The sequence below is a fragment of the Sulfuricurvum sp. genome (assembly GCF_030691015.1).
In the GTDB taxonomy this organism is placed as follows: Bacteria; Campylobacterota; Campylobacteria; order Campylobacterales; family Sulfurimonadaceae; genus Sulfuricurvum.
Genome location: NZ_JAUYFF010000005.1, coordinates 72650 through 78820, shown reverse-complemented (window position 1 = coordinate 78820; position 6171 = coordinate 72650). Strand labels below are relative to the sequence as shown.

The window sequence follows — 6171 nt, the reverse complement described above, 5'->3', positions numbered from 1 at the left end:
ACGTCTTCGAGAAAGTCTCGAACCGTTTAACCTACTTAGTTTTCAATGATCGCAAACTCAAACTCTAGGTCTTAACTCAAGGCCTATCAGCGTTTGTGGACGGGAATTATAGGGGAAATTAACAAAGAAGTCAAGAGGTTTCGGGAAGAAATTTAAAAGAATTTACTTCCTATAAGAATTATGAATATTTCTTACATTATATATAGGGAATTCGATACTTTTGGGGTGATTTAAGAGGAGGTAATCAACACCTGCTCTGAATCTTTATCTACCGCCAACAATAAAATCGGAAGGATAAACAAATCGCTCAATAATGAAATAAACATCAACATAGCACCATAAGCTCCGATCAATTGGAGCGATTGCAGCTGCGTCAATGTCAAAAGTGCAAAAACAACCATTAACACAACGGCACTTGTGATCGCTGGAACACCGGAGTAGAAGAACATAATCTCCAGTGCATGTTTACGAGTACGTCCGAAATAGCGGCTTCTAAAATATTTATACCCGAAATGGATAATCGTATCCGATGTCAATCCGACAGAGATTGTCATCGCAATCAATGCTTCAATACTTAGTTCAAAATTACATACCATCATGAAAAGTATAAACCATATAATAGGAATTGCATTGGCGACAAAACCGACAAAACCGATTTTTGCCGAGCGAAAGATAATTCCCATGATTAAACCGATCATTAATAGTGCGGAAAGCGATGAAAATGCCAACAGAAGCGTTTTATCCATTTTGGAACTCTCGGAGAGACTTTCGACATCGGTAAAATAGATCGGAAGAGCCTTATACTCTTCCAGCCATCGTATCACAGCCGATTGATCCGTATTATGAAGGGTAATAGAGATATTCAATGCATCTTTATCAATGTACGCTTTTTTAAGATCATACAGTTCAAGAAAAAACAAGGCTTGTAAGAGCCGCTGTTCATCAAAAGATGTCTGCGGTTTATTGGCCATATCCAGCCGTTTTAATATGGTGACAACCGAATCGACTTTCTCTATACCTTTATTATATTTTCGAAGTTCATGTTCAAACGTTTCAATTTTTTGCAAGGTCTCCAAATCGATCTCTTCAAACGGAACTTTTAAGGTAATGGTGTTTTGGCTGACATGCTTATCAAAAAAACCGTCCGGAGTGATGACAAGACGGATTACTATACTCAGTAAAATAATTGTCGTTAAAACCATAAACCCTTTTAAGATTTTAGGATTGTAATGAATTTCACGATTAGCAAACCAATAACATATTCGTGCGAATCCTATTCGGGGATATTTCACCGAAAAAAAGCTTAACAATGCAGGCAAAAAAACAATATTGATAAGATACGCCACTGCCGATGAAACCATCAAACTCAAACTCAGCATAGTCACAATCTTAGAATCGGCGAAAAGAAGTGATCCCAAACTGAGTATTAAAACGGGCAAGGTCCAAACGGCAGGATGAAGGTTACGATTGATACTTTTCTCTAAAGCCCGATTCGAATCACTTTTAAATTGAGAGACATGCCATCGGTAATAAAAATAAAGATAGTGACCGATCGAGATACTGACGACCATTAGACTCATGGCAATATGTATTTGATTGCTTCCAGTCAACAGATACATAATAGAGAAGGTCCACATCAATGTCAATAAGGTGACACTGATCGCCCCGAATGCCGCGATATAGTTTCGAAATATAATCCGTGACATCAGTATAACGACTAAAACGATTACACCGATATACCAAAGGTAGTGCCCCAGCTGCGCTTCAACAATCGGTTCGGAATAACGGTATTCAAACGGAATAGTCATTTGAGCGACCTGGATAGGCTGTTGAGAATGTATGATGAAATGAAACTCGTTAAAATCATCATTCACAAATTGCGTATACGGTTCAGGAAACGCTTTGACGAACGTCATCATCTTCGGTGCCGATAAACTGCCGATCGGCAATGCTTTGACAATCGCCGATTCTTCGAAAGTTTGATCGTTAAAAACCATGTGGGTCGCAAAAAGCGATTCTACCCGCTCAACGCCCGCTTGATATTCAAGCTCGGTCTGAAGTGACTGCAACTGTTGTTTAGTTGTTTCATCATATGTAGCTATTTGGACACTTAAGCGCCCGACATACGTTGCACTATACTCTTGCTGCGTTGTTTTTTCAAACTGTTTAGACTCACTCAACCAAAAAAAAGTATCGGATGAGATCAGTTCCGGTTTAATCAATACAAATGTCCCTATCGAGGAAAGAACAAAAAAAGCGATCACAGCTACCCTGAAGCGTCGGATAAACTTAACAAACTGTGACGTATTCGGTGTATGGTAGTACATAATCAATCCCACTCTTTCGCGACAATAAGATAGGGGCGTTTAGAAACGCCGATTTGCTCAGCAACTTGGTTAATATCATCGATTTTTTCTTCGATTTTCAACTCAACATCCTGTGCAGGATTCAGCTCTTTTTTCCCGACCATCACTTCCAACATTCTCTGTAACGGAGAAGGTGCCGAATAAATCGCCCCAATCAGAGTATGCGATTTAAATCGCTTGAGCTCATAAAAATAGATGTAATAGCGATAGATCGTCCGCATTTTCTGGTTTTCAAAAAGCATAGAGATAAAGTCTCGAGAATGGGGACATTTCGGATCGACAAAAACATAAACTTTAATGTCACCCTCTCCGTATTGTATTGCATGATGTTCTATCGGTTGGAGGAGTGCCACCATTTTTTTGGTCGAAAGTTCTTTCCCCTCAACCTTTATAGAGGTAAAAAACCATAAAGATAGCAGCAATAACATAAGATACGATATCGGTTTAGCTCTGTAAATCATACTGTAATCATAAATCAAAGACATTACAATATCACTACAAGCGTGATTAAAAAGTAATCAAAATCCCTTTTTACGAATCTAAATTCGTCTTTTTATACTATAATTTAAGTTGATCGGCTAAAAGGCAGAATGAAATGGACTATATCGAATTCTTAGGAACCGGCGGCACGCGGACTCCTACACAGGGGACAACTTGTTTACGTGTCTCGAACCATTGCGTCATTGATGCCGGAAATCTTATTAACCGTTTTGGAGACGATGTCTTTACCATCGAGCATATTTTTCTCACCCACTCTCATCTCGATCATATCATTGATATCCCCTTCCTCGCTGATCTTTTTGTTACCCAAAAAAGTGTTTCCCTTAAAATTTACGGATTGAGGGCAACCCTTGATAATTTACGTCAATTTATTTTCAATGAACGCATTTGGCCTAATTTTGAAGAGATAATCTTAATCGGCCACACGGACAAAACCATTGAATTTATAGAGCTTGAGTTGGAATCTCCCTATAACGTTGATGACGTCATATTGACTCCCTTTAAAACCGATCATACCGAAGGAAGCTGCGGCTATATCATTGAAAAAAACGGTTCCGGAATTTTATTTACTGCCGATACTTATCGATGTAACCGAATTTGGGAGCTACTTGATGAACGTCCCGCTATCCATACGCTCATCGCGGAAGTCTCATTTCCGTCACTCTTTGAAAAATTGGCTTACGACAGTAAACATCTCACCCCCGCTCTTTTGGTTGATGAACTGAAAAAATGTCACAGAGAGGACTTTAGCATCTATGCTATGCACCTCAAAGCACTCTTTATCCCCGCAATTATCGAAGAATTAAATTCACTTCAACTACTTCGCAATGGTGGCAAAGTCCTTATTGACGGGGATCGTATCAATTATTCTCTACACTAATGCGCTATAATGCCGTTATTAATTTAGTAAGGTGTTATTATGAGTATTGAACAAACATTACAAGAACGAAGTGGAAATATCTGTGAATTATGCGGAGCAAGTGAAGGTTTAAGCAGTTATGAAGTCGCTCCAAGCGATGCCTCTGCCGATCAATCACTCTATATTTGCGAAACCTGCAAAAGCCAAATCTCAAATCCTCAAAATCTTGATTCGGATCACTGGCGTTGCCTCAGCGACAGTATGTGGAGCCAAGTACCTGCCGTCCAAGTTATGGCGTATCGCCTTCTTAGCGCACTCGGAGATCAAGATCAACTCGATATGATGTACCTCGAAGACGATGTCAAAGCGTGGGCGCAAGCGGGGATGCTCAACACTGCTGCCAACGATGATGGCGGAGCGGTTATTCAACGCGACAGCAACGGAACCATCCTCGCTGAGGGTGATACCGTTACATTGATCAAAGACCTCGAAGTGAAAGGGGCAGGTTTTACCGCAAAACGGGGAACTATTGTTAAAAATATCCGTCTTACCGACGATGCTCGATACATTGAGGGAAAAATCAACGGCAGTACGATCGTACTTGTCGCCGCATTTATGAAAAAAGCATAAAAAAAGCAAATAACCCAGTAATGCCAAAGTCACTATATTCTATGGTGCGATTCCTTTTGATTTGTTCTGCGCCTCTTTTTCCTGCTGCTCGAGGAGGGAGAGTTCCTGAGCCGTCCGTTCGCGGTCGGCTTTCGCTTTAGCCAGCGCTTCTCTCGCCCGTTTCATCGCATCACTCTCTCCCTTAGGATTTTTTATATCGGGTGCTTTCATCTCTTTTTGCGAAATCTCTTTTTCCAATCCCTTGATTAGAGCGTCTTGTTTGGCCAGTGACTCGCGGGTGGTCGAAACACGCTGATGTAGGGACTCTATGAATTTTGACAGCATCTGCGGGTCGACAACAGTTGTTCCGAAAACTTCGACAGGTTTCCCGGGTTCGGGAACATTTGAAATCACCGGATTACAATTAGGGGCGTGTTGTTCCCAGCTTCGATTGGCTTCGTTGTTGGCAATGCAATTGAGCTGAGATTGCGCAGGAGGAATCGGCTTGAGTATCATCTGATTAGAGACAGAAGAAGCACCCACATCTCCTTTCATTCCACTGAGTAATTTTTCTTTTTCAGCATCGAACTGTTTTTGCTCCGCTGCTTTTTTTAAAGCATCCTGTTTCTTTTTGCTTTCTTCAGCGGCTTTCTGCAGAGCCGTGTTTATAGTATTCTCTTTTTGTTTGGCTTTTGTCGCACCCGTTTTGGGATAAAGCCCAGGTTTAAAATAACACGGCCCCGCACAGTCGTTTTTATAGTTTGAATTCATACAGCGGGAAAAATAATACGAGTTGCATTCGGATTCGGTAGGCCAACAATGACCGGATTGTCCGGTGTAACTTTTAAGCCATGATCTCCAGTCGATGCAATACTCGCCATACACGGTGGAACTGCTCAACATCCCAACCAAAACCGCTATGGGAAAACTAATGAGACGGGACATTTTTACTCCATGGACGCTCGAGTATTTTTACGGGTTGAATCCCACCTTCTTTGAAGATATCACATCCTTCACCGGCATGCACGTCCACACTGACCTCACTTTTGGGCAATCGAACCGAAACCGTCCCCTCAAAAACTTCAATACGGCTCCCTCCCTCAAAATTCCAAATCGAAAAATCGGTCCCGCGAACGGCACAAATCGCAGCAGGCGTTCGGACCTCAAACTTTTTTCCGAAATAGTTTTTCAGTTTCGCTTTGATGTGTGCAAGCCCTGTATTAAGCATTGCTTCAAAACTCTCACTCGTATCATCTTTGGTAACCGTAAAGTTGCTGTTTTCATGAAGATCGACCTCCGCGTCTCCGCGTGCCACAAACAATTTTGCGGAGCTGTTGGCTCCCACTTCGACCTTTTCGCCGACACGAAGCGGCAATACGGAATCCGTAGTGACATCCGAACCTTTGAACGAACGGCGGACTTCTCCACTTACGGGAATCACCATCGCTTTATCGCCGCCGAAATCCGCAACCGCTGTTCGTATGGATAAAAGGGTCTTTTCTTGTTTGGAGAGCAACTCTCTGGCACGTTTGAGCAGGGAATTAGCTTCCTTCACCCCCAGTTCGCTGACCGCTACCGCTTCGCGCGCGACGACCATCGCATCGGGGTCTTTTGATGTGCGGATATCCTGTTCCACACTGCGTGAAATCCTGAGGTCGGATTCCGCCGCTTCAACCCGTTTTTCCGCAGCCGCTACCGCCCCAAGGGCGGCATTGCGTTCCGCCATAGCCCAATTAACAGCCTGTTCCCCCGGCTTTAGAGCAAATGCGGTTTGCACGTATCCAAAACATAAAAATGTAATTAGCAACCATTTCATCATTTCACCCTTGAGAATAT

6 protein-coding genes are annotated in these 6171 nt (G+C 42.3%); 2 read left to right on the top strand and 4 right to left on the bottom strand.

The features are described from left to right. Positions 1-230: 230 nt before the first annotated feature. Both Q8O20_RS06370 and Q8O20_RS06365 read right to left on the bottom strand, forming a co-directional pair. A complete protein-coding gene (locus Q8O20_RS06370; protein ID WP_305530477.1) occupies positions 231-2327 on the bottom strand; it encodes a hypothetical protein in 2097 nt (698 codons plus the stop codon). Positions 2328-2329: 2 nt separating this feature from the next. Continuing rightward, positions 2330-2827, bottom strand: a complete 498-nt coding sequence (locus Q8O20_RS06365; RefSeq protein ID WP_305530476.1) for a hypothetical protein — start codon at positions 2825-2827, stop codon at positions 2330-2332. A gap of 134 nt (positions 2828-2961) precedes the next feature. Between Q8O20_RS06365 and Q8O20_RS06360 the strand changes: the two genes are divergently transcribed. Then, positions 2962-3747, top strand: coding sequence for an MBL fold metallo-hydrolase (locus Q8O20_RS06360; protein WP_305530475.1), 786 nt, complete (start codon positions 2962-2964; stop codon positions 3745-3747). Between the two features lie 39 nt (positions 3748-3786). Continuing rightward, positions 3787-4356 (top strand): alkylphosphonate utilization protein, encoded by a 570-nt coding sequence (locus tag Q8O20_RS06355; RefSeq protein WP_305530474.1) that lies wholly within the window; start codon positions 3787-3789, stop codon positions 4354-4356. Between the two features lie 39 nt (positions 4357-4395). Here the strand turns inward: Q8O20_RS06355 and Q8O20_RS06350 are convergent, their stop codons facing one another. Continuing rightward, positions 4396-5280 carry a hypothetical protein gene (locus Q8O20_RS06350; RefSeq protein ID WP_305530473.1) on the bottom strand — a complete coding sequence of 295 codons (885 nt, stop codon included), beginning with the start codon at positions 5278-5280 and terminating at the stop codon, positions 4396-4398. Further along, the gene (locus Q8O20_RS06345; protein WP_305530472.1) at positions 5264-6151 is read right to left on the bottom strand and encodes a FecR family protein; all 888 of its coding nucleotides are present in this window, start codon (positions 6149-6151) and stop codon (positions 5264-5266) included. Before Q8O20_RS06345 ends, Q8O20_RS06350 begins: the two co-directional genes overlap by 17 nt. Between the last annotated feature and the right edge of the window lie 20 nt (positions 6152-6171).